We start from the raw sequence: 26,428 nt of genomic DNA, 5'->3' as shown, positions 1-26,428 counted from the left end.
ACATCAAATAATCATGTTGCTATTTTTAATAGCCCTTCTCCAAATTCAGATATTCTTTCAAGGCCATATTTCCACTCACCAAAACCTGATTCCGAATTAATATGACCAGCGTCACCCATGTCGATAAGCTCACATCCCCAGCAGTCGGACCAGAATAGCGCGCGGTTGAAGGACATCAGCGGGTCATTACGACTGGCAAAGACAAGGCCCGGCACGTTCAGCTTTGACGCGGTGACGATCTCTTCAAGTTCAAACCAGGAAGGTTCCGCCGGTGCGACCATGACAATTCCGGCAATATTTGACGCCTGACGCTGAGCCTGATACCAGGAGGCAAGGGCACCAAAGCTATGCCCAATTAAAATAACGGGTAATTTGCACGTGGTTAATTCCCTGCGGATCGCGGCACACCAGTTTTCAATATCCGGCTGGATCCAGTTTCGTTGGCTTATTCTTTTCCAGCGAGGTAACTGGCGTGCCCAACAGGTTTGCCAGTGGTACTCGTCGCTATCCCTCAATCCCGGAACCAGAATAGTGGTAAAAACATCATCCAGTGCTAACAGGCGCGATATTGTCATGGTAAATTCCGTCAATCTTTCGTTTTCGCCCTCAGGCTGGAAAACGGGAAAGGAGCCAGGTTACGGCCAGCAGATCGGCGCTTCCTCCCGGACTTAAATTTCGGGCGATAAACGCCTTGTCCATATTAAAAAGAGCCTGCCTGAACCTGTTGCCGGTAAGATGTTTAATGCGCAGAAGTCGGGCCGCATACCGCCTGGCATAGCGCAATCCATCAAGGCCGCCTCGCGAGAGGATATTGGTGTCAGGATTATGGGCAATTAAGGAAAGCAAAACCCGCAGCAAAGACTCCTCTGGTGAATAACCCGACCTTATGGCTTTTTCCCATGCGGGTAAGCCGTAGTGCCTGATCGTCACAAATCCGCTTTCCGCTTCACCACGGGCGCCCGTGAAGCCATGATCCCGAAACAGTTGCTCACCTTTGGTCTTCGCATCGCCATGTTGTTTCAACTCACGGCTCACCATACCGGCGCAGATCAGACTCATTTCACGGCAGAGCGCGCTGCGATCGATCGCTTCGCCTTTGCCTTGCAGACGCCCGGCGGCAGAACAAAGCAGACCAAGCGAAAAGATCCCCCCTTTATGGGTGTTGATGCCCCCCGTCGCGCGAAACATGGCCTGCTCACAGGCAAGCCCGATAGGGCGGATAGCCCGAAGTGTCTGGCCGGGCTCCTGTCTGGCCGTCTGCATCCCTTTGGAGACAAACAACGCAAACCACGGGGCAATGGCCGCGATACTGGACATAAAGAGCTTCATGTTCATATCCGTATGCGAACCATTGTTATGACGGTCTACCAGCCCCGGTTTGGGGGTCAAAATCACTTCGCGGTACATCGCCTCTGCGGCGAGCTCAGCAACGTTAAGCCCCTCAACCAACGGTTCACTTCTGATGGCAGAAATAGTCATTGATCCTGGCCTCCATGACAGTTTGCAGGGAATGAAGCGAATGGCGCCGCATGCGTGAACAGACATGTGCGGGTTCATCACAGATGAAGCAACGTCTTTTGTTTTCACCTACGGATTTACGGCTCAATAAGCCGTTCTCCGGGCAAAACACATCGATATCCCACAACCTGCCCAGAGGGTGGCTCTCCTCAAGAAGGATGGTGGCCTTTTTGACCTGCGATGCGGGCGCATTAACGGACCAGAATGACTCCGGTCCGGTGATAAGCAGGCGAGCGTCGTGCCGGACGATCTCCCAGCCATTAGTGAGAATAAGCCCCGAAAGAGCCGCATTCGCCACCTCCATTACAGCCCTGGAGACCGGCGTGTCTTTGACCTCGCCCGGCCAGACCAGGGTCGTCGAAATGAGCGTCTGTCCCCACTGCGTTAACCAGCGCTGCTGTTGCTCTGCGCGGGCGTCTCTGGAGGCTAATAGCTGCGCTAATGAGACAGGTAAACACGCTGCGTCTGCCATCGCGTTCATTACTCTTTTACCTGCCGGACGACATCAATGACGCTTCCATCACGGTAACGAACAATGCCCACGATTTTGTCGGTAAACTCGATGGCTTTTGGGTGACCGCAGATTTCCAGAGCGCGCTGATGCAACGCCTCAATACTCAGTACAGGCAAGCCTGCAGCCACTAACCGCTGATGAATTTCAGGACGTGAAGGATTTACGGCAATACCATGATCGGTAACCAAAACATCAATGCTTTCGCCCGGCGTCACGCAGGTGGTTACCTGCTTCACCACCGTTGGAATTCGGCTACGGATAAGCGGAGCAACCACCACCGTCAGGTTTGCGGCGGCAGCCACATCACAGTGACCGCCGGAGGCACCGCGCATCACGCCATCAGAGCCCGTCAGCACGTTAACGTTGAAATCAGTATCAATTTCAAGGGCGCTTAAAATCACGATGTCCACCTGGTCGCAGCATGCCGCTTTGGATGACGGATTCGCGTAAACGTTGGTGGAAATCTCAACATGGTTTGGGTTTCTGGCTAAAGAAGCGGCGGCGGCACCGTCAAAACTCTGGGTATCCAGCAATTTGGCAATCAGCCCCTTTTCATGAAGATCCACAATGCTGCCGGTGATGCCGCCTAAGGCAAAACTCGCCGTGATGTTTTTATTTTTCATGCGCGATTCTAAAAAGCGCGTACAGGCCGTTGATGCCGCGCCAGAACCGGTCTGAATGGAGAAACCCTGTTCGAAATAACCGGAGTGCTCGACCACATCCGCCGCCGAGCGCGCAATCATCAGCTCACGAGGATTGCTGGTTACGCGGGCCGCACCGACGCTGATTTTTGCCGGGTCGCCTACGCTGTCAATTTTTACGATGTAATCGACCTGATCCTGAACAATGCTTGCGGGCATATAAGGGAAGGGCTCGATGGATTCGGTCAGCAGTACCACGCGTTTAGCGTGCTGCGCATCGACCATCGCATAGCCGAGCGAGCCACAGCGTGATTTACCGCCGCTCCCACTCGCATTGCCATATTCATCAGCACATGAGACAGCGAGGAAGGCGACATCAATATTAATTTCACCTTTCTGGATGAGATTAACGCGACCGCCGTGCGAGTGAATCTCTACCGGTTGCGCCATCAGGCCATGCGAAATCGCATCGGCTAATTCCCCGCGCATGCCGGAGGTGTAAATTTTAGAAATAACACCGTTACGAATATGCTGAATTAAGGGGGCGTTACAGGTCATTAATGAACTGGATGCCAGGGTAATATTTTTCAGACCCAATGCAGCGAGTTTATCAACGACAAGGTTGATAACTTTATCGCCTTCACGAAAGGCATGATGAAATGAAATTGTCATCCCATCACGTAATTCGCAGCGGTCTATCATCTCGTCCAGACTGTCACAAAGTTTACGCTGGTGCTTTTGCCCGACATCTGCCAGATAAGGTGTGGTCGCGTTGGCATGGGTAAATGCCACATATTTTTTTGATTGCCCGACCTGTTCTTGTAAAGCTTCGATTAATTTCATCTTTATTATCCCGTCGATTAGTGGCGAATGCCTGATGCTTTTCTTCTCTCAAGAACGACCCTGGCGTGATTGATGATTGGCGCATCGATCATTTTGCCATTCAGAGAAATGACACCCAGCCCGCTACGTTCACCTTCTTCGGCGGCAGCGATGACGCGTTCTGCATAATCAACCTCTTCCTGGGTTGGCGCATAGGCGTTATGCAGCAACTCGATCTGCCGTGGATTAATTAAAGATTTACCGTTGAAGCCCATGCGACGAATTAAATCCACTTCTTTTAAGAAGCCTTCTTCGTCGTTCACATCGCCATAAACAACGTCAAACGCATCGATACCCGCGGCACGCGCCGCATGGAGAACCGCACAACGCGCATAAAACAGTTCAGTACCGTCTCCGCGTTCTGTCTGCATATCCATCACATAGTCAAATGCGGCTAACGCAATGCCCATCAGTCGCTCTGAGGAGCGGGCAATGGCAACAGCATTGATAACGCCAATTGCAGATTCGATAGCCGCCATCACCTGTGTGGAGCCAACCTCACGGCCACAGCTTTCCTCAATGCGCACAATTTCACGTTCAAGCTCATGAATATCTTCTGGCGTATCTGTTTTCGGCAAGCGAATAACATCGACCCCGGCGCGGACCGCCGCCTCAAGATCTTTTAAACCGAATGGGGTGTTCAGCGGATTAATGCGTACCACCGTTTCAATATCTTTATACATGGGATGCTGGAGGGCGTTAAAAACCAATATACGAGCGCTGTCTTTCTCCCTTAACGAAACCGCATCTTCAAGGTCAAACATGATTGAATCTGGTTTATAAATAAACGCGGTCGATAACATGGAAGCGCTTGAGCCCGGTAAGAAAAGCATACTGCGGCGTAATTTTTTCATTGTAATTTCTCCCAGTTAATTTCATCGCTACAGGTTCCTCGCATGATGGCGACTTGCATCCGGGAGCGAATAACACAATCCAGTGCGCCTTTGTCATCAACAATGATTTGCCCGTGGGTGACATTGAATGCAGCCAGCGTTTCTTTGACGACCTGAGTAATTTGTTCGCCAAATTGCTTCATCACTTCGCTATTAATAACAATATCCAGCCCGCTGTCAGAAGGGCTAACTTTAACCATGAGGTCGCTCGATTCCAGCGTGCCTGCCAGAGCTGCCTGTATAATTTTCATGTTAGAGTCCTACGCTAATGCTCATAAGATTCCCTGCCAGATGTTGTTCCGGCAAGTCAGGGTGATTTGCTTTTAGCCAGTTATATAAGTAAGGCATGGTGCTTTCGGGCACCATATTTCTTGCGACTGACAGTTTGTTCTTATTCAAGAGGGCGCGAACAGCCGATGCTGAGATTGGATAATTATTTTCATCGGTTTTTCTGTCGATTTCATGCACTTTAATGGCGGTGGAGGGAATGACCAATTCGTCTTCAAGCCAGTGGTGCATAGCCTGGTTATACTGGGCTGTAACTTTACAATATGGCTCAGTGCCAACGAAACGATGTGTAATACCCAGTGCGGGCGCAATATAACGTCGGAACATAATCAAATCGATCGCGGAATAGACATCATTCACCACCTGTTTCTCTTTTAAAAAATAGCTGGGGAAAGTGCCGCGAGAAATAATGTATCTGGAACCGGGATGTACCGTTACGTTAGTGAGATGTTTCACCCCGTCACGCACCATTGCAATGCGCTCAGTAAAGGAGAACTGTGATAAGTTTTCTTCCACAACAAATACATGCAGCCAGTCGCACGCACGGGCGGCCTGCTCGATAAGGAACTGGTGCCCTAACGTGAAGGGGTTGGCATTCATAACGATACCGCCAATATTGGCCGCCGGGACGAAAAATTCTGCGCGCAGTTTCTTACAGTAACGGTGAATGCCAACCGGGGTGTTTTCCATTAATGCGGCTTTGCCATCAAGGGTGGCTAAAGGAAAGAAGCCGCAACCACGGAAAGATTTAACGTTATCAGGGCAGGTTAAAAGGAACAGATGATGATCACCGTTCTGGTTTGCCAGATTTTCCGCTTCGCGAATCAACTGTAATCCCAGCGATGTTCCGCGCCATTCAATATGCACAGCGATACATTTTAATGTATTGCCCGCCAGGCCCGCACAGGCAATTAATTCTTTGCCAGCGCGCGCAATGACGAATTGCCCGACATCATCATCTATTCCTAATCCATTACTTTTCAGAAATGCGATAATCTCGTCTTTGAGAACACCGTTGCTAGTTTCAACCGTATCGAATTCTAGCGTTTTTTCGGCATACATCTAAATTTCTCCTGACCTGGTGTTCATCGATACTGAATGACGCATGTGTTATGACGAGCGAATTAAAGGGCAAATGCATTGGATGGCGACGTCGACTCGACAATGGTATTGGTCAGCCTGCCTAATTTCTCGATAGCGACTTCGACACAATCACCTTCATGCATGAATAAAGGCGGATTGCGTTTTTTACCAACACCACCCGGTGACCCTGTAATAATGACATCGCCAGGGCTAAGCATCGTGAAGGTGCTGATATAAGCAATGAGATCGGCGACTTTGTGAATCATGCTGGCTGTTGAATCATTCTGCACCAGCATGCCATTCAAATACGTCTGAATGGATAATGCGTGCGGATCGGGGATTTCATCAACGGTTGTCATGTAGGGCCCGAATGCGCCGGTCTGACGCCAGTTCTTACCGGCAGTAAACCATGCGTGCTGCCAGTCGCGAACCGAACCGTCCATATAACAGCTATAGCCCGCCACATGGCTTAACGCATCGCTACGATTAATATTCTCGCCCGCTTTTCCGATGATGACGGCCAGTTCGCCTTCGTAATCAAATTCCTCAGTAAGATTCGGTTTGATGACCGGCCGTGCGTGGCCTGTCTGCGAATCCGGGAAGCGGATAAATAACGTTGGCGCGTTGTTGGTTTCGGAGAACTCCTTTCTTTTTTCTGCATAGTTCATTCCCACGCAAAAAATTTTTCCAGGCTCCTCAATAACCGGTAAGAACGTAATATCTTTATCTGTAATATCCGCCGGGTAGTCAACATATTGCTGGGCGACATCAAGAGCATCCCATTGCAGGAGATCTTTTAATGTTGGATATTGCTGACCAATTTTTTGACCAAGGTCGATAATACCTGCTTCGGTATAAATACCGTAGCTTTTACGACCGTGATGAATGTAACTTGCAAGTTTCATAATGACACCTAATTCTGGCTTTTAAACTTTATTTACTCACGCCAGTTGATGGCGTGAGTGGTATATCGATTGCGGTTATTTTGACGTTTCTGGCACCAGATTCGCTTTCGCGCCTGAGGCAAGATGTGTTGCGACAATCATACCCACCACCAGCAGAGCAATAATAAATGCGGTCATGCCTGCCCAGCCGGTTGAGTGGAAGACGAAACCGTTCAGGAAGCCAATAACAGAGCCACCCATGTAGTAGAAGAATAAATAGAGGGCGACGGCCTGCCCGCGAGCATGTGTGGCGTTCTTACTTACCCAGCTCAGACCGATGGAATGGCAACCGAAGAAGCATGCCGTAAAGATGACGGCACCCAGGATAAAGGTGATGACGTTAGAGGTTAGCGTCAGCAACATCCCCAAAGACATGATGGCGAACAACACGCGAAGCACATTCATGCTGCCATATTTCGCAGAGAACCGCCCGGCCTGTGGCGCCGTGAAAAAGCTTAACGCAAAACTGAAAGAGAGCAGCCCGGCGTTGGCAGGGGAAATATGGAACGGCTCGCCCTTAAGGAAGAAAGCCAGATAGTTGTAGAGAGAGGTGAAGGTACCAAAAATGATAAAGCTAATAACAAATGCCAGAGCGAGTTTTTTATTTTGGAAATGCGACGCGGCGCCCTTCACAACACGGAATACATTCAGGGTTTCCGTCGGTTTGAAGTTTTTGGAGGCGGGCAGAATAAAGTAAACCAGTAGCGCAACAACAATCAGGCTTGCCGCAAAACCGTAGAAAATCGTGTTTATGGAAATGTGTTCAATCAACTGGCTGGCCACGATACGGCCCGACATTCCACCCATTGAGTTGCCAAACACAAAGTAACCGGTGACTACGCCCGCAACGACCGGGGCCACTTCTTCGCTAATATAAGCCGTTGCCGCAGCGGCAATGCCGCTCAGCGCCAGGCCAATAACGGCACGTAACGCCACCAGCATCGCCCATGACTGGACCAGTGGGCACAGAATGGTGAGTAACCCACCCAGTAACAAGGAGACAATAATCAGGCGTTTACGGCCATAATGATCGGAAAGTGTACCCGTGAACAACAGACCAATGGCAAGCAGGGCGGTTTCTGCGGAAAGAATGATACTGACCTGACTGACCGGGACATCATATTCAACCGCGAGAACAGGTAACAACGGTTGAATGAAAAATAAAGACGCTAATTCAGCCAAACCTGACAGGGCTAAAGCAAAGATGACACGGATGTATTGGCTCGCTGTTACATCGCCGGAACCGCCTGAAATATTTTTAACGTTCGTTATAGCCATAATATCCTCGACATTATTTTTCTGGTACAGAGCTTCTTAGCCGTTACAGGCTAAAGGTATTAATCGGTAAAACTTCTAAAAGGCTGGCTGATGTTCATATAACTTCCGCTAAAGCGATTTCCGGAACATAAACACTACCCTCAAACAATTTACGGGTCGTTCTGATTACAGCAGCACGGGTGTTTTCGATTTTATTTCCGTCTTTTAATAATGAGACTGTAATTTTTCCGCTTGGGTGTTCAATATTAACAATATTGGTAAATGCATCTTTCGGTTGGTCACTAATGATTTTCTGGGCAACAGAGCCATCAATGATGGTTGCTGTTGAAATACCAATAGATCCGGTAATAGCCAGCGATTTATGGCAATTATGCGGCATGAAATAGCGAACCTTAATCGTGCCGCCCGCCGTAGGTTTGCTCAGAAGCACAGGTTTGGGTATCACTTTGTCGCTGACATCGCCAAAACCCATGGCCTCGCCAGCTTTGCGACGGATTTTTTCAAGACGTTGCATAAACGCCAGATCGGCTTCCAGCTCCGCAGGGGATTCACCACCGGTTTTATCCATCTGCTGTGCATCGATTAAGATCATCGGCATCGCCATATCAATGCAGGTGACTTCCACTCCGTCAAAAACATCCGTTGTGTTACCGGTCGGGAGTAATTTACCGGTTTTACAGCCTGCGGAATTGAGGAACGTTAAACCGACCGGCGCTGCGGCGCCAGGCACGCCATCAATTTGCGTGTCACCCTCATAACACACCTTGTAATCAGGGGTTTGCACTTCGGCGTCAACAAATGTTCCGGTGTTGAGATTGCGGATGCGAACCGTGGTGACTGGGTTTTTTGCCGCAACCAGCCCTTTTTCAATGGCAAAAGGGCCAACCGCACATAACATATTTCCGCAGTTGGGCGTGGTATCCACACGGCGCTCTTTCACCATGACCTGGGCAAACAGATAGTCAATATCCGCATCCGGGCTCTCTGAACGGCTCACAATCGCCACTTTACTGGTTTGCGGGCTGCCGCCACCGATGCCATCAATTTCCAGCTCATGGCCGGCACCCATCAGCGCCAGCAGAACCGCATCACGTTCCTGGACGTCGGTGGGCAAATCGCTTGCCAGAATAACGGGTCCCTTAGAAGTACCGCCGCGCATCAGTACGCAAGGTATGTTGAACATAGGTTTTCTCTTTCCACACATTAAATGATGCAGTAAGCGTCCCATATGCGGATAAATAACTCTAATGTCAAAAAACGAAGGATTAATGCGTTTTACACATTAATAAACTGTCGGTTACGATGGTTTAATAGCGGGGTAAACGTGGGGGGGATAAACATGCAGCATGAATTACAGGGTATTCAAGCGTTTGTTAAGATTGCGGAAATTGGCTGTTTCACAAGGGCGTCACAATTTTTACACATCTCCCAGCCTGCCTTAACAAGGCGAATAAAAAAGCTTGAGGAGAGTTTGGGCACAACGTTATTTGAGCGGTCGACCAGACGAGTAAAACTGACCGCCGTCGGGCGAGATTTTCTGCCTAAGGCAAAGAATCTCATCGATTTTTATGAAAGCTCTATTCTCAGCATTAAAGAGATGGCAACGCATCAAACGGGGGTTATTACGCTCTCCTGTTTACCTACCGCCGCGTTCTATTTCTTGCCCTCCGTTATTCGTGATTACAATGAACATTACCCGAATATTCGCATCCGCATTCTTGAGCATAGTGCCAGCGACTGCCTCGAAGCCGTGCTTAATGGCGACGCAGATTTCGGCATAAATATGATAAACATCACACATCCCAATATAGAGTTTACCCCTCTGGTGAATGAACCTTTTGTTCTGGCCTGTAAACGCGATCATGAACTCGCCAAAAAATCGCTGGTGATGTGGGAAGATCTTGCCGGGCTCCGGCTTATTGGCGTCCGCAAATCGAGCGGCAACCGGCTTCTGATCGACCAGGCGCTCGAAGGGTTCGACTGGCAGCCGAACTGGTTTTATGAAGTCAGGCATCTCTCTACATCTCTCGGGATGGTGGAAGCGGGTCTGGGGGTTGCGGTTGTCCCCAGCCTGGCAATGCCTACCGATGAGCATCATGTGCTGGTTAGCCGTCCTCTTATCGAACCCGTTATCCGAAGAACGCTTGGCTTAGTGTTAAGAAGGGGGGATTCATTGAGCCCGGCGGCCGAGAAATTTCGCGAGATGTTGATGAAGTTATGGTCGCAGGATAAAACCAGCCCCTGGATTGGTAAATTCAGTCATTAAGCGCAAGGAGAGCGGCTGTTGGGCATGGGAGTGTCAGAAACGGGGTGCTGCGAAGCGCAGCGATGCGGTGTCGCACTTACGCGTCACGGACACTTTCATGTTGTAAAACACTGCGGTGTCCGTGACGTTATAGATGTTTGTTCTTATGCCCGGTCTGACTCACTGTGCTCTGGCGGGGATAAGCTTCCTGGCAAAATCTGCGTGGGTGCTTTCTCGCCGTACTGTTGTGCCAGGGAGCGTGAAGTGACTGACCACCTCATTAAGGATTTCGGTTCTGGCGTTGAGATTATTGGCAGATGTCGTCACCTGTTGGACAAGTCCGGCATTTTGCTGTGTCACTCTGTCCAGCTCCGCAACCGCATGGTTGAGCTGTGAAATCCCCTTACTTTGTTCATCGGAGGCCAGTGCAATCTCGCCGATAAGCGTATTCACGCTGGCGACATTCCCTTTCACCTCTGTCATTGCCGCACCCGCAGCATCGGTAATCTCTTTGCCCTCATGCACCGAAACGATGGCTGATTTTATCAGGGACTCGATTTCCCGTGCGGCCGTTGCGCTACGCTGGGCAAGGGAACGCACTTCCGTCGCCACCACAGCAAAACCGCGCCCCTGCTCACCGGCTCGCGCCGCTTCTACTGCTGCGTTAAGCGCAAGGATATTGGTCTGGAAAGCAATGCTATTGATGGTTGAGGTGAACTGGCGAATCTGCTCAGAGCCGTCCGCGATACGGTTCATGGTGCTGGCAAGATTCTCAACCAGTTCGCTGGCTTTTTCCGTCGTTTCTGCGGTCGTCACTGACAGGTCGCGAACCTGGCGGGCGTTATCCGCGTTATGGCTTACCGTTGAGGTTAACTCTTCCATACTCGTCGCCGCCTGTTCCAGAGAGGCCGCCTGACGCGTGGTGCGGTTTGCCAGGTCGCTATTGCCCGCCGCGATCTCACTTGCTTCGCGATGAAGCGCGTCACTGTTTTCGCTTATCGCGGTGACCGTCTTAAGGAGGCTGTGCTGCATTTCCCGCACCAGGGGGATCATCTGGCCGACGCAGTTACGTCCAATATCTTTCGGCTCACGGGTAAGGTCACCCTGCGCAATAACCTGGAAGTATGAACGAATATCGCCAACCGGTTTAACCAGATGGATGACCAGATAACAGTCACAGAACAGAACCAGCCCGCCGAGCGCAAACAGCGCGATGAGCAGCACTATATTCAGTCGCTTACCGTCAGATGAATTCAGCGCACTGTCGAAAACGGCATGCTGTGTCAGGTCTTTAATACGCGCCGTGGCTTCTGTTTGCCAGTTAGCGGAGGTGTCCGATAACGCCTGGGACAGCGTCGCCCATTCCGGGCCCGCCGGGATTTCATTTTTAAGCGCCTGTTTTTCAGCGTCTGTGCCATGTTGTAAAACCAGCGTGGCGTGGGCGAGGAAAAGGGCCTGTTGTGTCTGCGCCGCGCTCTGCTCGGCGTATTTATTCATGTTGTGAGCTGTGTAAGCGGCATAACCACCGGTCGCGGTGATAAGTGCAAATGCCGTGAGCAGGATGCATAGCACAACGCGGCGGATGGTGAAGTTTTTTAATGAGTTCATAGTCGCGCTCTGTTTTAGAGAGGTGGCAAAGGGCGTAAACGGCACGCAATGTAAATCGCTCGATATTTGATAGTGTGCGATTTAGTTGGAGTCTAACAGGAGTGCTGATAAATAAATACAGGGGAGAGAGAAATAATTTTGCTAAGAAACTATATACATTTTGCATCCGATAACCGTGGCGCAAAATGGCCGTTGTTTTTTATAGGAATATGCAAAATATGCAAACTTTAATCGTTTATTCCTTGCTCAACGATAGGCGTTACTGTGGTGACGGAGGCGATCGACCTCCTCTTGCTTTTCTGTTGGCGATGCCTGTCCTGGGCCAGACATCGCCGGTGCGTTTACTGCTCCATCACCAACACCACTTTCCCGATATGCGCGCTGGCATCCAGCATCCGGTGCGCTTCGCTTGCCTGGGTCAGTGGAAAGGTTTTAAAGACTTGCGGCTTCACCGACCCGGTTTCAATTAACGGCAACACGTTTTCGGTGAGGGCATCAATCAGCTCGGCTTTTTCCGCTGGGGTACGCGAACGCAGCGTGGAGCCCAGATGCATGAGCCGTTTGCTGAGCATCGGGAACAAATCAACCTCTTTAGCTACGCCGCCAATCACGCCAATCTGCACAATGCGACCGTTCATCGCAGCGGCGGCATAATTACGGGCAACGTAATCCCCGGCCACAATGTCGAGAATAATATCCGCGCCATGCCCGTCGGTCTCACGATGAACGGCATCCACGAAATCTTCCTCTTTATAGAGGATGGCGGCATCCGCCCCCAGTTTCAGGCTGGCCTGGCGATGCGCTTCTGAGCCGACCGTGGTGATGATTTTCCCGGCGCAAAAGGCTTTTGCCAGCATGGTCGCCGTCGTACCAATACCGGATGCGCCGCCATGAATCAGGATAATATCGCCAGCTTTAAACTGACCGCGCTGGAACATATTGAGCCAGACCGTCATAAACGTTTCGGGTAACGCGGCAGCTTCGGTCAGGCTAAGTTCAGGCGGTAAGGGCAGGATATTGATTTCATCCGCCACGCAGTATTGCGCATAGCCACCGCCTGGGATCAGCGCGGCCACATGATCGCCCGGTTTAACGCGGTGTACTTTGCTACCGATGGCCACGACCACACCGGAAACCTCCAGACCGGGGATATCTGATGCGCCAGGCGGTGGCGCATATTGCCCTTTGCGTTGCATCACATCAGGACCGTTGACGCCCGCCGCGGCAATCTGAATCAGAACTTCATTCTCTTTAGGGCGCGGTACCGGGCGCGTTGTTGGTTTCAGCACCTCCGGACCACCGGGCTCTGTAATTTCGATGGCAGTCATGGTGTCGGGGATCACGTTCGTTTGTTCAGACATATTATCTCCTCAGTCCGTGCGTTTTAGCGATGCGACGGCGTTGATGTACTGATTAAAAGATGGGCGCACAGCGCCGTAACGGCAAAGAGTGCCCCGGTCAGCGCCAGCCCGTGCCAGCCGAGTGAAGCTGATGTGGTGGCCGCAACCGCCGTTCCCGTTGCGCCGCCAAGAAAATAGCTGGTCATAAACAGGGTATTAAGGCGGCTACGCGCCGTGGCCGAAAGCGCGGTAATACGACTTTGATTCGCCACCAGGCCCGCACGGTTACCGATATCGATCATCGCCATTGCCACGATGAGTAACCACAGATGTGAAGCGCCGACGCCTACCAGCGCAAAAGCCGCCACCAACAGCAGTGCGCCAGCGAAAAGCATCTTGCCGGAACCCACGCGGTCGACCACGCGGCCAATCGCCGGGGACGCCAGCAGACCGGCGATTCCGACGAAACCAAATGCCCCCACGGTGTCCGGGCCAAATTCATACGGCGGGCGCGCCATCAACATAGCGAGCGTAGACCATAATGCGGAGAAGGCGGCAAACATCAGAAATCCCGTAGCGCAAGCGGCGCGAACGGTGGGTTCATCTTTAAACAGTGCCCACAGTGATGACAGCAAGGCGGTATAGGGGAGTGATGTAGCCTGCGCGGTTGACGGGAAGCGGAGGATAATCACCACCATCACCAGTACATCGATGGCGACGGCCAGCAAAAACATCATACGCCAGCCCTCACTGGCACCGACAAAACCACTTAAGGTGCGGGCAAACAGTAAACCTGCCGAGAGGCCGCTCAACAATGTGCCTACAACCCGTCCACGTAGGGTCGGATCGGCCAGACCCGACATGGTGGGGATAATAATTTGTGCGCTCACGGCACTGGCGCCGACGGCGAAGCTGGCCAGTTTTAACAGGTTAAAATTGGGTGCGACGCCCACCGCCAGCAGGCTGACCATATTGCATGCCAGCAGCGCGATGATGAGTCGTTTACGATCGACCCGATCGCCGAGTGGAACCAGCAGGAACAGGCCGCTGGCGTAACCAAGTTGCGTCAGCATGGCAATCTGGCCCGCCTGCGCATCGGAGCGCCCGAAGGTTGCCCCCATGCTGGCGAGTAGCGGCTGGTTGTAATAAAGCGTTGAAACTGCAAAGGCGCAGGCCAGGGCCATCAGAAAAACGGTGGTGGCCGAGAGCGGCGCTGACGATGAAGAAGAGGTAACCATGGTGGCATCAATCCCGTATCAAGAGTTGCCACCACTCTATACGGCACGATGCAGGATGATAACGCCGTTTCGGACGCAACATCTTTGCGCATTATGCAAAGATGAAGTTCAGGGTTCCCAGACAGGCGGTGTGCCGATGGCCTGGCAAAGTGCCGCATTAAAGGCGCGGACTTTGGCACCGGGCTGTGGCAACGCGCGCAGCAGATGAATGCGCGATGGGGCGGCATTCCAGGGTTCGCCGTCGAGCGAAAGACGCGTGAGTGCGCCCGCTTTTACATCCTGGCCGACAATCCAGGTGGGCAGAAAGGCGATGCCCATGCCCGCCAGTGCCGCGCTGCGTAAGGCTTCAAAATCATCGCAGCGAAAGAACACCCCGGCACGTTGCGCTTCGCTGTGCGAAAAACCGGGGATCTCCTTCCATCCCAGCAGGTCGGTGCCGTGCAGTTTATCGAGCAGGCGGTGCGAGACCAGCTCGCTGGCATTGACCGGCTGGCCTGCACGCGCAAGGTAAGCGGGGCTTGCCACCAGCAGGCGTGTCAGCGGCGCGAGCGTCATGGCGATAAGCGTGCTGTCCGGCAGGTCGCCCATGCGAATCATCACGTCCAGCCGCTCTGTGACCGGATTGTAAAGCCGTTCGGTGAGATCGAGTTCAACGCGCAGCGCCGGGTGTTCCGCTTCCAGCGCTGCGATGACCGGCAGAACGTACCGCTTGCCGAAAGAGGGCAGGCACGCGATGCGCAGGGTGCCGGACACGGAAATATCAAATGCTGAGACCTCCGCGTGAACATCAGCCAGCTCATCAAGCAGGCGCAGCGCCCGCTGGTACAGTTTCTGCCCCGAATCTGTCAGCGTCAGTGAGCGCGTTGAGCGAATAAACAACGCGACACCCAGCTCATGTTCCAGCGCATCAATTTGCCGCACCACGGCAGACGGGGTTTGTGCACGCTTACGCGCAGCAGCGGAAAAGCTGCCGCTGCGCACGACATCGGCGAAGACAGAGAGATACTCGGCAAAATTGGGCGTTATCATCTTTGCGCATTTCGCAAAATTATTCACAATACGCACAACATATCACGCTGCGTGCCGATGTGCTCCTTACTGTTCGATGAATGACTGTTGCTCATTCGCGCAGGTTTTTTTGCCTGTTACCCATGCCACCCCCATCGCCACGGCCAGCAGTAAGAGCAACAGAGGGGGAAAACCGCCTGTTCCAGTGTGTTGTAACACTATGCCACCCAGCACGCCGCCGCCAGCAATCGCCAGGTTCCACACCGTTACCAGCATTGATTGCGCGATGTCTGTCGCCGCTTTGGCGCGGATCACCATCGCGGTCTGAAACAGGGTGGCGGCCCCACCAAAGGCCAGCCCCCACAGCGTCACCGCGACCCAGACCGTGGAGGCGCTGCTCGCATTCAGTTGCAGTAGCAGGGCGGCCAGCATAAACAGACCAACGCTCAGCACGGTGAGTCGGTGCAGGTGGCGGTCAATCAACACCCCCGTTACCGCGATACTCGCCAGTGAACACAGACCAAACAGTAACAGGACAGCATCCGTTCTTGCCGTTAACCCTGCGGGGGCCAGAAACGGCGAAATATAGGTGTAGAGCAGGTTATGCGCCAGTACGAAACAGAGCACCAGCAGCAGGACGCCGCCCACGCCGGGCAGTTGTGCGACGCGGCGTAGCGATAAGCGCTGTTGTACGGCTGCCGTGCCATGATCCGGGGCGCTCAGCCGCAGAACGATGATCAACAGCAGCGACATTACGCTAAGCATCGCAAAACAGAGTCGCCAGCCAATCAGGTTACCCACGAAAGTGCCGATGGGCACGCCAATGGAGAGCGCCAGCGGTGTGCCTGCCATGGCAATGGCGATTGCTTTTCCCCTTTTATGGACGGGGGCCATCGACGCGGCGAACCCCGCCAGCAGCGCCCACAGAATACCGGCTGCGATGCCAGCGATACCGCGCGCAGCGAGCAGCAGCCAATAATCGGTGGCAAACGCGGTGACGGTATTTGCCAGCGTGAACCCGGCAAGCGTCAGCAACAGCAGGCGGCGGCGTCGCCACCCCTGCAGTAACGACATCAGAGGGATGGCGGCGATAAACGAGCCGATGGCATAGGCCGTCACGCTTTGCCCGGCCGCCGCGGGCGTGATGGAGAGATCGTCTGCCATGAGCGTCAGCAACCCGGCAGGCAGCGTTTCGGTGACAATAGTGACAAATGCCGCCATCCCCAGCGCCAGCAGCGGCAAAATGGGCAGTCGTTCCGCGCCTGTCATGATGCCTCCCGCAGGCCGTGGTAGACCGCATCGCGCAGATCATTCACAAACTGTCCCGACATGCCTTCATACAGCGTATTGCTAAAGGCCACTACGCTGAGTGCCTGCTTCTGGTCGACAAACCAGGCGTGGCCGTAGGCGCCACCCCAGCGCCAGGTGCCGGGGGATTCCGGCGAGGCGGCGAGTTGTGGATCGCGAAGAACGGAAAAGCCCAGTCCAAAGCCCACGCCGGGGGCGTCCGGGAGTTCATGTGGCGCAATCTGATCGCGGCCCATTTCCGCTACCCATTCGGGGGCCAGCAGGGAACCGCCACCGCTGCGCAACGTTTCAAGCAGGCGCATCATATCGCCCACGGTGCCGACCATTCCCGCCCCGCCCGACGGGTACGCCTGGCTATTGTAGACCCGTGACGGGCTGTAGCAGATACCCACAGTGTTCTCAAAAGGGGCTGCAAACTCCCCCTCTTGCAGGCGGTGTGGCTCCGGCTGGTCATTCACATAGGCGGTGGCGACCTCTTGTTGTGGGGCGAGCGCGAAGGCGGTGTTGTGCATGGCCAGCGGCCCGGTAACCAGCGTTTTTATCGCCACATCCAGCGGTTGTCCTTGTACCTGCTCAATCACCGCCCCCAGCACATCGATGGCCAGCGAATAACACCACGCGGTTCCCGGCGCATATAGCAGAGGGACCGTGGCAATACGACGGACGTTTTCGTTAAGCGTTACCCCGGATGCATCCATCCCATCAGAAACCCCCGCGCGGGCGTAGGGGCCGTTCGCATCCTCTTCAAGGAAGCGGTAACCCAGACCGGCGCTGTGGCTCATTAACTGGCGCAGCGTGATGGTGGCCTGGCCGCCATTCGGCAAGGGCGGGGTAAAGTCAGGCAGGTAGCGGGTGATGGCCTCATCAAGATGCAATTTCCCCTGCTGCACCAGCACCATCGCGGCGGTGGTCACGATAGGTTTACTGACCGACGCAAGGCGGAAACGGGTATTCAGCGTCATCGGGCGGTGCGTTTCCCGGTCGGCGTAGCCTGCCGCCTGGTGATAAAGCGTTTGCCCATGGTGGGCGACCATGACTTCCACGCCCACCAGGCGGCGCTCATGCAGAGCCTGACGGACAACGCGTTGAATGAAATCGTGCATATGTTCTCTCCTCAGTGTTCAACGTTTCCACAGTAGAAGCTTCGCGATTGCGGAAAAAGAGGGGTATATTTCATGACACTGCGGAGATAAATGTCCGTAATAGCGGGGGCGTATGGAAAGTCTTAACGGATTTGTGGTGTTTGTGCAGGTGGCGGAGATGCGCAGCTTTGTGGCCGCCGGGCGTAACCTTGGCGTGTCGGCCTCGGCGGTCGGCAAGAGCATCGCCCGTCTGGAAGATAAGCTCGGTGTACGGTTGTTTCACCGCAGCACGCGCAGTATCACGCTGACGGCAGAAGGGCATTTACTGCTGGAGCGCAGCCGACGCATCCTCGCGGAAATCGAGGCCGCACAGCAGGAACTCACCCAGGCGGCGGAGCACCCGGTCGGACGTTTGCGACTCAGCTTGCCGCTGGTGGGCTCGCTGGTACTACCCGTACTGGGTGATTTTATGCGCCAGTACCCGCAGATCCAGTTGGATCTGGAATTTACCGACCGCATGGTTGATGTGATTGCCGAAGGCTATGACGCCGTGCTGCGCATCGGCCCGCCAGCGGATTCGCGCCTTTCTGCCCGCAAATTGGGCCACTTTCGTACCGTGGTCGTGGCATCGCCGGAGTATCTGGCCCGCTGTGGTGAACCGCAAACCCCTGCGGATCTTACGCGCCATGCCTGCCTGCAATACCGTTTTCCCTCAAGCGGCAAACTGGAGCGCTGGGTGATGCGTGGCAACGAGGCGGAAAACGAACTCGCGCTTCCGGCGACCATGGTATGCAATAACATTGAAACCCGTGTCTGTTTCGCGCTACGTGGGCTGGGCATTGCCTGGTTACCTGACTTCGCCATTCGTGAAGCGCTGGAAGAGGGGGCGCTGCGGGAAGTCCTGGCCGATTACGCCAGCCACACCGGCGTGGTACATCTTCTGTGGCCTGCCAGTAAACATCCCTCGCCAAAGCTACGTGTACTGATCGATTTTCTTAGCGCGCGGATCTTCCCTCCAGCAAAGTAAGAAGCGTCATCAAGTCAAAAAGAGCCACAGCCGTGCGCGCTGAGTATGGTTTGGGGGCTGAGGAATCCCCCACAAAAATGCGAGCACGAACGGTCCCCTCTCCTCTTTGGGGAGAGGGTTAGGGTGAGGGGGAAATGCGGCTCTGATGGTCATTCCGTTCACCTTATGTTCCTTGCTTTTCTGTCGCGACAGAACCCGTGAACGTGCCAGGGTGGCTCACCGCCACCACCCTGGCGACCCGGGCTCCCGGCAAAGAAAATCGCCGCTGGCGCGGTCCATGATGCTTATGTCGTCTGACTTTCGGGTCGGGGACCAGCCTGCGTCCTTGCAGGCTATCCCCTCCGCCCGCTTCCCTGCGGGCGGCCCCGGTCAGCCGCCAACGCCTCATCGATTTTCAGCCGGACCCTGTCATCGCTACCACTGTTTTATTTTTATTAAGCGGCGTTATCGCTGTAAAACGTAAGATTACTGGGAATTCCTCAGGTTTGGGGATGAGTGTCATTTTCTTTTAATGACTTTTTGTAGTCTTTATTATGTCTTTTTCTTGCTTGATTGATTAATGTCTGGTCTTTGGTGATGTGAAACTACGTCTTTTTTGTCTTTTCCCTCTTTCTGACACTCTTCCCCCTTACCTTTTTCTCAACTCTGCCAAAAAACAGTCCTTTTACAGGTTAACGCTTACCTTTGTTCAGTTTTCTTATCTTCTTATGCTGGTTTTTATCTCTTATTTATTGTTTTTAATGGTTTTATCTCCTTTCTTACCATCTTCTTGAAAAGAGTTATCAGTTATTTGTTTGGCGTGTTATTTATCACTCACGTGACTATTTGATGTCTTTAGAAAAACTTTTTAAAGCTATGAAATATTTTAAGACAAAAATATTAGTCTTTTCAAAGTCATCTTTAAAACCCATATGTAGCTAATAAAGAAACAGTTGATAAGTCTTTTGTATGTCTGTAATCTTCGCGACATTGAAGTCTTGATTAACTCTGGGGCTAGCGACATTGTCTGTGCCTCATTTTCAACTTAACGAATGATGGTAAGCACATAATGAAACGTAATACGGTTGCCAGACTGACGACCCTTGCCGTGCTGGTGGGTTCGATTTGTTCTGTGAACGCAACGATCTACCCTGGCACTATTGAACAATACGTTGCCGATATTCAGGCCACACGGCATGATCTCAACCAGGCCGCAGATGTGAATCGCAGATATAAAAACACCCATAATCAGATAGCGATGCTGACCGATGCGGAGATCAAAGAGTGGTCTAATGCAGGGCAGACGATGAATATCGCGTCCAGACATATGGCTGACTTGCAGGCAGTCACAGGATTTACGCCTGCTCTGGTGCCACAGGCCATTCCGACCATGCAGCAGCAGACGCCGCAGCCGATGAAAGCGCCGACCCTGACTCCGCAGGCGATTCCGAGCGTGCAGCAGCAGGTCCCGCAGCCGATGGCCGTGCCGACGCCGATTCCGCAGGCGGTACCGAGCGTGCAGCAGCAGACCCCGCAGCCGATGAAAGCGCCGACGCCGATCCCGCAGGCGGTTCCGAGCGTGCAGCAGCAGACGCCGCAGCCGATGAAAGCGCCGACACTGACTCCGCAGGCGGTTCCGACTGTACAGCAGCAGACGCCGCAGCCGATGGCCGTGCCGACCCTGACAGCGCAGGCGATTCCGAGCGTGCAGCAGCAGACGCCGCAGCCGATGGCCGTGCCGACCCCGATCCCGCAGGCCATTCCGACTGTACAGCAGCAGACCCCGCAGCCGATGAAAGCGCCGACGCCGATTCCGCAGGCGGTTCCGACCGTGCAGCAGCAGGTCCCGCAGCCGATGAAAGCGCCGACCCCGATTCCGCAGGCGGTTCCGGGCGTGCAGCAACTGACGCCGCAGCCGATGGCCGTGCCGACCCTGACTCCGCAGGCGGTTCCGACCGTGCAGCAGCAGACTCCGCAGCCGATGAAAGCGCCAACCCTGACTCCTCAGGCGGTACCGAGCGTGCAGCAACAGACGCCGCAGCCGATGGCCGTGCCGACCCTGACAGCGCAGGCGATTCCGAGCGTGCAGCAGCAGACACCGCAGCCGATGAAAGCGCCGACGCCGATCCCGCAGGCAGTACCGACCGTGCAGCAACAGACGCCGCAGCCGAACACTGTTTCAGCACAGACTCCACATGCATCAGTGACAGTACCGCTGAAAACCTATCCGCAGACCACTGTAACGACAATGCCTGTACAGACTGTTATCACCGGGACGAAAGTGACCACCATCAATAGTCAACCTTCCGGGACGCCGCAAACTGGCGGGAATATTCAGGTGATTAATGTTGTGGGGCAGCCGGGTAAAAATGGCACCAACGGTACGAATGGTACGAATGGTAAGAACAGTGCGACGACCTTAACGGTTAATGCCTGGACGGTCGATACGGCAGCGCGGACCCAGATTAGCCGCAACAATACCGCCATTTACAACAACACCACCAACATTTATCAGAACCGTAGCGCTATCTCTGCGAACCGTTCCGCGATTGCGGCCAACAAACAGCGTATCGATCAGAACAGCAAAGATATCCATGAAAACCGTAAAACGATCAACCAGGTGGGAGCGATGTCGCAAGCGACCAGTAACCTGCATTATGCCGGCCACCAGTCCGGGTATGCGGTGGCGGTGGGTGAATATGACAATGAAACTGCCATTGCAGGCGGCCTGAACTTTGGTCTCACGGCGAAGACCTCGGTAAGCGTGCAGATCTCGTACGACGGTAATGCGACAGGCGGCTCTGTCGGTTTATCGGGCTCCTGGTAATCACCCCACGCCGATACTGAGTAAGACGGGCGCAGTCACGATAAGCGTTAGGGTAACGCGTAAATGGAGAGAGACGTTTAATGAAGTTACCAACCCGCATGAACATCGTGACGGGCGCCCTCCTGGCGCTCTGCGTGACGCAGGCTTATCAGTTGTTTTTCGTCTCAGATAATTTAAGCGATTCGGGCTGGGAGGCGAGTGATTCGCACTCGCCGTTTTTAAATAGTATGCAGGCCTTTAAGCATGCACTGATGTTTGCAACGGAGAGCGACGAGGTGGTGGACTATAGCGGGTGGTTTGAGGAAGACGAAAGCGTACAACACGTCGCCCCCACGCCATGCGAAAACAGTCTCCAGCGCCCGGAAGCGGGCACTTCAAAAAGGATATTCGCCGCTGAAACAGACGTCTGTGACAATCCTATTTATCGCGACTCTTCTGGCTGGCATTACAACCGAATCATGTTCAGACCCCATGAATCTAAACGACTTACAAAACAGATTCAAAACCGGGTGTGCAACATCAAAGAAAAGGAATATCAGTAAGATGCGTAACATTTTAAGTGTGATTATTTTGGCGTTTATGGTGACGGGGTGTATGACATCTGCGCCCATAACATCTACTCAGACCCGCAGTGAAGACGCGGCTACCTCCGCAGCTTCCGTTCCTGCGCAAACGTCAGTGCTGCGTCGCTGGTCCGGCTACGGCATTACCTTTGAGTATGTAAGCAAAGAAGAGGCGTTTATTGACGGTCAACGGGCCGACATTATCGAACGCGAACCTGGGGCAACGGTTTACCAGTCAGGCGACAAGACGGTGATTCACTATTTTCCTCAACAAAAAGCGTATTACAAACACGGTACAACGCTGGTGGGTTATTTCAAGTAAGGTCTGCTGATGAACAAGAATGAACGTTTTAACCAGTTAAATGCCGTTTCAGCGCTTCTCGGTGAGGAGACGCTGGAAACGGTATTGATGATGGACTCTCGTTTAATGATGCTCCCGCTTGATGGAATGGCGTCGATTACCGTCACCCTGACCTCGGTCGAAGGAGTATCATTGACGGCAAAGCGCTCAGGAAAACAGCAGGATGTGCGCTGGCGGGTTAAAGATTAATGCCTGGATGCCGCGCTACTATTTATCCGATTATTGCGGTGTTGGCCTGAGGTGCCGTCAGTGTTTCCTGCATACATTCCATAAACACCCGCATCGCCGGGCTGACAAATTTCCCCGCATGGTACGCGCACAATGCCTCGATCGTAAGTGCCGGGAGCGAAAAGGGCAGTTCAACCAGCGACCCGCTTGCCAGTTCATTTTCAACGGTAAAGCGCGGTAAAAATGAGATCCCAAGATTACCTGCAACACATTGTTTAATACTCTCAATACTCCATAACTCGATGGTGTTATCGAGAGTGATCTGGCGCTGACGTAAAGTGCTTTCAAAAATTTGGCGAAAGATGCATTGCGGTTCGTTGATGATAAAGCTGGCGGGGATATGCTGGCCTGAGCGGGTGAAATCGACGCCGTTAAGTTGTGGTGAGGCGACCAGAACTAAGGGCTGTTTGCCATAGTTTTGCATGGTCAGGGCTGAATCGTTGCCCACACGGTAAAAGATGCCAAGGTCCACCTCATCTGCCAGCAGGGCATCACGGATAGCGTAGCAGTTGAGTGACTGCAATGAGAGGCGAACGCCAGGCGCGCGTTGCTTAAACTTCTGGAGTACAGCGGGAATTTTATACGATAGCAGCGTTTCCCCGGCGGCGATACGCAGTTCGCCCGCTGGCTCGTCTTTGTCCAGCGCGGCCTGGCGTAGCCCGTCCATCACCCGCATCAGTTCATAGACATGCGGCAAAATATTACGTCCGGACTCGGTCAGGATCATCCGACGACCGATTTTTTCAAACAGCCGGAGCGACAGTTCTTGTTCCAGTTGCTGGATCTGAAAAGTGATGGTGGACTGTGTGCAGCAGAGTTTATTGGCTGCTCGGGCAAAGGATCCCTCTTCGACCACGGTTTTCAGTGTCATCAGACGACGCAGATCCATTCCTTCCCTCTTAAATTCATCGAAAATGTCGAAGTCAGAATAACAAATATTTCGATTTTTTTAAGTATTTGCGCAGGGTAGTTTAAACAAAAATTATCTGAGGGATCCTTGTGAATACTGCCGTTATCACTGCTTTTCTAACCTATACGGTTATCTCTGCCATCACCCCCGGCCCTAATAATATCCTGGCGCTCAGTTCGGTGAGTGCTCATGGACTCAGGCGCAGCGTGCGCGTGCTGGCGGGAATGACCTGTGGTTTTCTGGTGATTATGCTGTTATGTGCAGTTTTCACCATTACGCTCACTCATGTATTGCCCGCCGTCACTGGTTGGCTCAACATTCCTGGCGCACTCTATATTGTGTGGCTGGCACTGAAAATTGTACGCAGCGATCCGGCGACAGCGCAGGGAACGTCAATGTTACTGAGCTTCTGGACCAGCTTTGCACTGCAGTTTGCCAACGTCAAAATCATCCTTTATGGCATTACGGCGCTCTCTGCTTTTGTTTTGCCCTATACCCATAATATCGCCGTTGTTGCGGTGATGAGTGTAAGCCTTGCCCTTATCGGCGCGGCGGGAAATTTTTGCTGGGCGGTAGCAGGGCACTTGTTTCAGGCGTTACTGCGTCGCCATGCTCGCGCGGTGAATGCATTGCTGGCCTGTCTGCTTCTTTACAGCGCCATTCGTCTGTTTATTTGATAGCTGCGTATAGCGCTTTTTCGCAATAGCTCATCCATTTAAATACTTTGTTATTTCCGGCTTTTTCTCCCATCGTCGGCACAGAAAAAGGCTGAAAAAGGGCATTAAGTGGATGGCAAAAAGTAAGGCGGTTTACCTACACGAGCAGCAGCGCGCGCTTATCCGGCGGCTGTCCGGTTCCTGGCTGTGGCGCAGTGAATTTCCGACCTGGGCATTGATAGTCGTTATCTACGGTGGCTGGTTTGCCACGCTGGCCTGCCATGAAACGCTGGGTTTATTGCCCGCCACGTTACTGCTTATCTGGTTTACCGCCTGGTATATGTCATTGCAGCATGAACTTATTCATGGCCACCCCACGCGCTACCCGTGGGTCAACCAACTGCTGGGGCTGATGCCGCTGGCCGTCTGGTATCCGTATGGGTTGTACCGCGATTCTCACCTTGCGCACCACCGCGCCCACCTGCTGACGTTGCCGGATGACGACCCGGAATCCTACTACTTTTCCGCCCATCGTTGGCAGCGTTTACCCCGCTGGCAGCGCCGCCTTATCCAGTTACGTAATACCTTTCCGGGGCGTTTGCTGCTGGGCCCGCTATTCGACATCGCGCAAATGGTTGTGGGTATGATCACGGCATTTCGCACCCGCCAGCGTGATGCTATCGCGATGTGGCTGGTTCACGGGATATTATTGGTGGTGACCTTTGCGTGGATTGCCCACTGCGGCTTTTCGCTCATCTGGTTTCTGCTGACGGTCAGTTATCCGGCGCTGGCGCTCACCAAAGTGCGCTCGTTCCTGGAGCACCGGGCAGAGGAGGACCCGCTGGCCCGCTCGGTGATTAACGAAGCCGCGTTGCCCTGGCGCGTGTTATTCCTTAACCTGAACTATCATTCTGTGCATCACGACTTACCGGGCGTGCCCTGGTACGGATTGCGCACGGTCTACTTATACGATCGCGCCGGTTATCAGGCACGCAACGGGGGATTTGTGGTGCGTGGGTATGGCGTATGGCTGCGGCGTTTTCTGTTCCGCGCTGTCGATGTGAACGCGCATCCGGGGTTTACCGCGAGCAATAACAATCATGCGCCATGAAATCGCTTTTCCGATGTACGACCTGCACCGCCCGGACACCCTGGCGCTGATTCACGCCGTGAGTGAACGGCTGGCGGCGAAGGGGATTACCGTCAACGCGGTCTGGCCGCAAGAGGCGCTGCTTTCCCACTGGCGATGTGACGCCCTCTTACTAAGCCAGACCTGTGGTTTTCCGCTGGTCACACAGTTGCCCGACGTGCAAACGGTCGGCTGCTTTCATTATTCTGCTCCCGGCTGTGACGGCTTTCACTACCGCAGCCTGCTGGTGACGCGCGAGGAAAACACCCGGCCAACGCTGGCGGATTTCCGTGGCCGCGTGGCGGCCTGCAATAGTGTGGACTCCCAGTCGGGCTACAATGCATTACGCAAAATGGTGGCACCGCTGGCAGAGGGCGGGGCGTTTTTCTCATCCGTGGTATTGAGCGGTAGCCACCGACAATCACTGGTGGCGATTGGGCAGCGAAGGGCGGATATCGCGGCCATTGACTGCGTGAGCTGGGCGTTATTAGCGCGTCATGAACCTGAACTGTTGGCCGGACTGGTGGTGATTGGCTCAAGCCCGCTGGCCCCAGGACTTCCACTTATCACCGCAAAACAGACATCGGCACAGAGTCTTTTACTCCTACAGGAGGCACTATTTGAGCTGGTCAACGATGCGCGTTACCAGGCGGTCTGCGACGCATTGTTGATAACGGGGTTTAGCCCGGTTGCGCGCGAGGCTTATTCCCCGCTGCTCGCCTGGCGCGATGAGGCGGCGGCGCTGGGTGTAACGCAGTTATAGCCTCCCGGACTACACAGGGCATTTTACGCCTGCACATTCAGTGTTAACCTCGCTTTTCCTTACTGTGCAGAAGGTTTCTCCTGTGCCCATTGACACTGTTTGTGCTTTCCTGGCC

General features: G+C 53.5%; 26 protein-coding genes. 9 read left to right on the top strand and 17 right to left on the bottom strand.

The window, feature by feature from the left end; translation table 11 throughout:
- Nucleotides 1–11: 11 nt before the first annotated feature.
- From MRY16398_RS21930 to MRY16398_RS21885, 10 genes are all read right to left on the bottom strand, one after another.
- Nucleotides 12–575 carry an RBBP9/YdeN family alpha/beta hydrolase gene (locus MRY16398_RS21930; RefSeq protein WP_071193985.1) on the bottom strand — a complete coding sequence of 188 codons (564 nt, stop codon included), beginning with the start codon at nucleotides 573–575 and terminating at the stop codon, nucleotides 12–14.
- 31 nt (nucleotides 576–606) lie between these two features.
- The gene (citG, locus tag MRY16398_RS21925; RefSeq protein ID WP_125125181.1) at nucleotides 607–1,479 is read right to left on the bottom strand and encodes a triphosphoribosyl-dephospho-CoA synthase CitG; all 873 of its coding nucleotides are present in this window, start codon (nucleotides 1,477–1,479) and stop codon (nucleotides 607–609) included.
- The gene (gene citX, locus MRY16398_RS21920) at nucleotides 1,454–1,999 is read right to left on the bottom strand and encodes a citrate lyase holo-[acyl-carrier protein] synthase (RefSeq protein ID WP_232034356.1); all 546 of its coding nucleotides are present in this window, start codon (nucleotides 1,997–1,999) and stop codon (nucleotides 1,454–1,456) included. The genes citG and citX overlap by 26 nt, the downstream gene beginning before the upstream one ends.
- A complete protein-coding gene (gene citF, locus MRY16398_RS21915) occupies nucleotides 1,999–3,516 on the bottom strand; it encodes a citrate lyase subunit alpha (RefSeq protein WP_125125180.1) in 1,518 nt (505 codons plus the stop codon). Before citF ends, citX begins: the two co-directional genes overlap by 1 nt.
- Before the next feature lie 17 nt (nucleotides 3,517–3,533).
- Nucleotides 3,534–4,409 (bottom strand): citrate (pro-3S)-lyase subunit beta, encoded by an 876-nt coding sequence (gene citE / locus MRY16398_RS21910; RefSeq protein ID WP_041852328.1) that lies wholly within the window; start codon nucleotides 4,407–4,409, stop codon nucleotides 3,534–3,536.
- Nucleotides 4,406–4,699 (bottom strand): citrate lyase acyl carrier protein, encoded by a 294-nt coding sequence (gene citD / locus MRY16398_RS21905; protein WP_041852327.1) that lies wholly within the window; start codon nucleotides 4,697–4,699, stop codon nucleotides 4,406–4,408. Before citD ends, citE begins: the two co-directional genes overlap by 4 nt.
- Before the next feature lies 1 nt (nucleotide 4,700).
- Entirely contained in the window at nucleotides 4,701–5,798 is a 1,098-nt protein-coding gene (citC, locus tag MRY16398_RS21900) for a [citrate (pro-3S)-lyase] ligase (RefSeq protein WP_041852326.1), read from the bottom strand.
- 62 nt (nucleotides 5,799–5,860) lie between these two features.
- Nucleotides 5,861–6,724 carry a fumarylacetoacetate hydrolase family protein gene (locus MRY16398_RS21895; RefSeq protein WP_041852325.1) on the bottom strand — a complete coding sequence of 288 codons (864 nt, stop codon included), beginning with the start codon at nucleotides 6,722–6,724 and terminating at the stop codon, nucleotides 5,861–5,863.
- A gap of 75 nt (nucleotides 6,725–6,799) precedes the next feature.
- On the bottom strand, nucleotides 6,800–8,041 hold the full coding sequence (locus tag MRY16398_RS21890; RefSeq protein WP_125125179.1) for an MFS transporter: 1,242 nt from the start codon (nucleotides 8,039–8,041) through the stop codon (nucleotides 6,800–6,802).
- 94 nt (nucleotides 8,042–8,135) lie between these two features.
- Nucleotides 8,136–9,224, bottom strand: a complete 1,089-nt coding sequence (locus MRY16398_RS21885; RefSeq protein WP_041852323.1) for a 4-oxalomesaconate tautomerase — start codon at nucleotides 9,222–9,224, stop codon at nucleotides 8,136–8,138.
- 156 nt (nucleotides 9,225–9,380) lie between these two features.
- Between MRY16398_RS21885 and MRY16398_RS21880 the strand changes: the two genes are divergently transcribed.
- Nucleotides 9,381–10,307, top strand: coding sequence for a LysR family transcriptional regulator (locus MRY16398_RS21880; protein ID WP_052249353.1), 927 nt, complete (start codon nucleotides 9,381–9,383; stop codon nucleotides 10,305–10,307).
- A 159-nt stretch (nucleotides 10,308–10,466) separates the two neighbouring features.
- Here MRY16398_RS21880 and MRY16398_RS21875 read toward each other — a convergent pair whose 3' ends face one another.
- The 6 genes from MRY16398_RS21875 to MRY16398_RS21850 all read right to left on the bottom strand — a co-directional run bounded on the left by MRY16398_RS21875 (nucleotide 10,467) and on the right by MRY16398_RS21850 (nucleotide 17,891).
- Nucleotides 10,467–11,894 (bottom strand): methyl-accepting chemotaxis protein, encoded by a 1,428-nt coding sequence (locus tag MRY16398_RS21875; RefSeq protein WP_125125178.1) that lies wholly within the window; start codon nucleotides 11,892–11,894, stop codon nucleotides 10,467–10,469.
- 341 nt (nucleotides 11,895–12,235) lie between these two features.
- Nucleotides 12,236–13,255, bottom strand: coding sequence for an NAD(P)H-quinone oxidoreductase (locus tag MRY16398_RS21870; protein ID WP_107222560.1), 1,020 nt, complete (start codon nucleotides 13,253–13,255; stop codon nucleotides 12,236–12,238).
- Nucleotides 13,256–13,278: 23 nt separating this feature from the next.
- Nucleotides 13,279–14,472 carry an MFS transporter gene (locus tag MRY16398_RS21865; RefSeq protein WP_125125177.1) on the bottom strand — a complete coding sequence of 398 codons (1,194 nt, stop codon included), beginning with the start codon at nucleotides 14,470–14,472 and terminating at the stop codon, nucleotides 13,279–13,281.
- Between the two features lie 108 nt (nucleotides 14,473–14,580).
- Nucleotides 14,581–15,501 carry a LysR family transcriptional regulator gene (locus MRY16398_RS21860; RefSeq protein ID WP_079497991.1) on the bottom strand — a complete coding sequence of 307 codons (921 nt, stop codon included), beginning with the start codon at nucleotides 15,499–15,501 and terminating at the stop codon, nucleotides 14,581–14,583.
- Nucleotides 15,502–15,567: 66 nt separating this feature from the next.
- Complete coding sequence (locus MRY16398_RS21855) at nucleotides 15,568–16,749, bottom strand: MFS transporter (protein ID WP_125125176.1); 1,182 nt, start codon at nucleotides 16,747–16,749, stop codon at nucleotides 15,568–15,570.
- A complete protein-coding gene (locus MRY16398_RS21850) occupies nucleotides 16,746–17,891 on the bottom strand; it encodes a serine hydrolase domain-containing protein (RefSeq protein ID WP_125125175.1) in 1,146 nt (381 codons plus the stop codon). The genes MRY16398_RS21855 and MRY16398_RS21850 overlap by 4 nt, the downstream gene beginning before the upstream one ends.
- Before the next feature lie 112 nt (nucleotides 17,892–18,003).
- Between MRY16398_RS21850 and MRY16398_RS21845 the strand changes: the two genes are divergently transcribed.
- The 5 genes from MRY16398_RS21845 (at nucleotide 18,004) to MRY16398_RS21820 (ending at nucleotide 22,816) form a co-directional block, all read left to right on the top strand.
- Nucleotides 18,004–18,897 (top strand): LysR substrate-binding domain-containing protein, encoded by an 894-nt coding sequence (locus MRY16398_RS21845; protein ID WP_110295950.1) that lies wholly within the window; start codon nucleotides 18,004–18,006, stop codon nucleotides 18,895–18,897.
- 1,048 nt (nucleotides 18,898–19,945) lie between these two features.
- The gene (locus tag MRY16398_RS21835; protein ID WP_125125173.1) at nucleotides 19,946–21,703 is read left to right on the top strand and encodes a YadA C-terminal domain-containing protein; all 1,758 of its coding nucleotides are present in this window, start codon (nucleotides 19,946–19,948) and stop codon (nucleotides 21,701–21,703) included.
- An 80-nt stretch (nucleotides 21,704–21,783) separates the two neighbouring features.
- Complete coding sequence (locus MRY16398_RS21830; RefSeq protein ID WP_125125172.1) at nucleotides 21,784–22,245, top strand: hypothetical protein; 462 nt, start codon at nucleotides 21,784–21,786, stop codon at nucleotides 22,243–22,245.
- Nucleotide 22,246: 1 nt separating this feature from the next.
- The gene (locus MRY16398_RS21825) at nucleotides 22,247–22,588 is read left to right on the top strand and encodes a hypothetical protein (RefSeq protein WP_125125171.1); all 342 of its coding nucleotides are present in this window, start codon (nucleotides 22,247–22,249) and stop codon (nucleotides 22,586–22,588) included.
- 9 nt (nucleotides 22,589–22,597) lie between these two features.
- Nucleotides 22,598–22,816 (top strand): hypothetical protein, encoded by a 219-nt coding sequence (locus tag MRY16398_RS21820; protein ID WP_041852315.1) that lies wholly within the window; start codon nucleotides 22,598–22,600, stop codon nucleotides 22,814–22,816.
- Nucleotides 22,817–22,838: 22 nt separating this feature from the next.
- On the opposite strand, the gene MRY16398_RS21815 is transcribed toward MRY16398_RS21820, so the two are convergent.
- Complete coding sequence (locus tag MRY16398_RS21815) at nucleotides 22,839–23,744, bottom strand: LysR family transcriptional regulator (RefSeq protein ID WP_071193968.1); 906 nt, start codon at nucleotides 23,742–23,744, stop codon at nucleotides 22,839–22,841.
- A 110-nt stretch (nucleotides 23,745–23,854) separates the two neighbouring features.
- Here MRY16398_RS21815 and eamB point away from each other — a divergent pair, with 110 nt between their 5' ends.
- The 3 genes from eamB to MRY16398_RS21800 all read left to right on the top strand — a co-directional run bounded on the left by eamB (nucleotide 23,855) and on the right by MRY16398_RS21800 (nucleotide 26,313).
- On the top strand, nucleotides 23,855–24,442 hold the full coding sequence (gene eamB, locus MRY16398_RS21810) for a cysteine/O-acetylserine transporter (RefSeq protein WP_079497914.1): 588 nt from the start codon (nucleotides 23,855–23,857) through the stop codon (nucleotides 24,440–24,442).
- A gap of 112 nt (nucleotides 24,443–24,554) precedes the next feature.
- On the top strand, nucleotides 24,555–25,532 hold the full coding sequence (locus MRY16398_RS21805; protein ID WP_125125170.1) for a fatty acid desaturase: 978 nt from the start codon (nucleotides 24,555–24,557) through the stop codon (nucleotides 25,530–25,532).
- The gene (locus MRY16398_RS21800; RefSeq protein WP_125125169.1) at nucleotides 25,522–26,313 is read left to right on the top strand and encodes a phosphate/phosphite/phosphonate ABC transporter substrate-binding protein; all 792 of its coding nucleotides are present in this window, start codon (nucleotides 25,522–25,524) and stop codon (nucleotides 26,311–26,313) included. The genes MRY16398_RS21805 and MRY16398_RS21800 overlap by 11 nt, the downstream gene beginning before the upstream one ends.
- Nucleotides 26,314–26,428 lie beyond the last annotated feature (115 nt).

This window comes from Phytobacter sp. MRY16-398, from assembly GCF_003925915.1.
Lineage (GTDB): Bacteria > Pseudomonadota > Gammaproteobacteria > Enterobacterales > Enterobacteriaceae > Phytobacter > Phytobacter diazotrophicus.
Note: the sequence above shows the minus strand (reverse complement) of the source record. Positions and strands in the feature narration are given on the sequence as shown.